Annotated in this window: 1 protein-coding gene and 1 pseudogene; both read left to right on the top strand. The window is 74.9% G+C overall.

All coding sequences use genetic code 11. From position 1 onward, the window contains the following. Positions 1-482 precede the first annotated feature (482 nt). The gene (locus ACIQOV_RS38930) at positions 483-1,358 is read left to right on the top strand and encodes a TetR/AcrR family transcriptional regulator (RefSeq protein WP_401055559.1); all 876 of its coding nucleotides are present in this window, start codon (positions 483-485) and stop codon (positions 1,356-1,358) included. Positions 1,359-1,694: 336 nt separating this feature from the next. Further along, positions 1,695-2,068 (top strand): annotated as a pseudogene (locus ACIQOV_RS38935) (hypothetical protein); the annotation flags it as partial.

Raw genomic sequence — 2,068 nt, forward strand, 5'->3', positions numbered from 1 at the left:
CCCCATCACGCCCCCTATGAAGGACCGGCGGGGGTCGTCTTGTCCACAGTCCGTACGGGGCTGGTTGCGACACGAGTGACCGTCGTGGCCAGTTGTGCTTACTGGGCGACTTTCTGACGCACTTTCGGCCTCGGAGAGTGGTGAACTATGGTCGGATTGTGTACCGGGGCGGCCGTCGCCATGACAATCGGCGGCGACGCACCGTGGAGCGGCCACTACGGCCAGTTCCAGCGTTGGCGTGAGAACCCGACTGGGGGACAGTCATCCGGGGAAGGGTAGTTCCCGGACAGGGCCCCGGACGGTGCCGACGCGCCGAGCCGGACGTGGACCCGGCACGGCGGCACGACCGTGGTCACCGGAACGGGACGGGCGGCACGAGCAATGGGTCATCGGGTCATTTCTGACGGGCTGAGCTGCACCGGGGGGTGCAGGGGCGGGCGACGACAGGGTCCGGTTTCGGACGCCTGCGGGGGAGAGTTGGGATGATGGATCAGGAGCAGGTGTTGGGGCGGGTGGGTGCACCACAGGCCGGACCGGGCACGGTCCCGGAGCAGCGCGGCCCGGTGGACCTGCCGCCGCAGAGCGGGTCGGCGTACTCGGCGGTCGCGTACCGGGCCGAGCCCGCGCCGGCCGCGGTGCCGGTGCCCGGGGCCAGGTTGCGGGTCGACGCCCGGCGGAATCTGGAGAGCGTGCTGCGGGCGGCCCGCGAGGTGTTCGGCGAGTTCGGCTACGGCGCGCCGATGGAGGAGGTCGCGCGCCGGGCCGGGGTCGGGGTCGGCACCGTCTACCGGCGCTTCCCGAGCAAGGAGGTGCTGGTCCAGCGGATCGCCGCCGAGGAGGTGGCGTGGCTGACCGCGCAGGCGCGGGAGTCGCTGTACGGCGGTGACGGCGCCTGGGAGGCGCTGGCCGGCTATCTGGCCCGCGCGGTGTCCACCGGCGCCGGGCGGCTGCTGCCGCCGGAGGCGTTCCGGTACGCGGAGGAACTGGGCCGGGTGCCCGAGCAGCGGGCGCCGGAACCGCCCGCGGCGGTCCGCTTCGACCTGCGCGGCGAGGAGGCCCGCTCCGGCGGGGTGGTCGAGCCGTCGGCGGCCGACGCCGATCCCCGGCTGCTGCTCCAGCTGCTGGCCGCCCTGGTGGCGCGGGCCGGTGCGGCGGGCGAACTGCGTCCGGGCGTCACGGTGTCGGACGTGGTGCTGGTGCTGACGGCCTCGGTGCCGGTGCACGCGGCCCGTCCGTCGGTCCCGGCGCAGGCGGCCGGCGGTTTCTCGCCGATTTCTCCGCAGACGGACGGTCAACCGACCGCCGGCCCCTCGGACCGGCTGCTGCAGATCCTGCTGGACGGCCTGCGGGAGCGCTGATACCCGGACCGACCGGTCCGCCACGCCCGGCGGATACGGGAGTTGGAGGGAGGACCGGCGCGCGGCCCGGATGCGCGCGCCGGGTGCGGGAGTCGCACACCCCACCGCCGCACGCTGGGCGAACATCCCCGCGACGGCCTCTCGGAGGAGTGGAAGGCGGTTGGTCCGGCTTCCGCCGGTCCCTGCGCTATGCCATCCTTTGCCCGTGGTTGGAGCCAATGTCCCGATGCGCGCCGTTCGCGCGCCGTCGGCGCCGTACGTCGGGGAACCGTGCGCCTGCGCACTCCCGCGCGCCCTGCCACACTACGGGGGCTGTCGTGGAATCTGGGGTCCGTTGTGAGCGCCGAGGAACAGAACGACTACGGGTACGGCCTCGACTTCGGAGGCCTCTCCGGTGATCCCGACGAGGGGCCCTGCAGTCTCAACGGCGTCGGCGGGACGGCCCAAGTGCCGGGCGCCGCAGCGGCTTCGGCCGCCGGACACGTCCCCGACCAGGCCGGGATGCCCAGCCGCGAGACGCTCTCCGCCTCCGCCGCCGCGCTGCCCCCGGGCCGGGTGCCCGGGCAGGCCCCGGCGGGCCGGGGCGGCGTCGCCCCCGAGGCGTTCGTCGGCGACCCCTTCACCGGCGACGGCCGCACCGCCCGGCCGACCGTGCCCGCCCCCGCCGACCCGGTGGACGGCGAGCGCCCCGCCTCCGACGCCGACTTGAC

The sequence above is a fragment of the Kitasatospora sp. NPDC091257 genome, from assembly GCF_044757675.1.
In the GTDB taxonomy this organism is placed as follows: Bacteria; Actinomycetota; Actinomycetes; order Streptomycetales; family Streptomycetaceae; genus Kitasatospora; species Kitasatospora lactacystinica.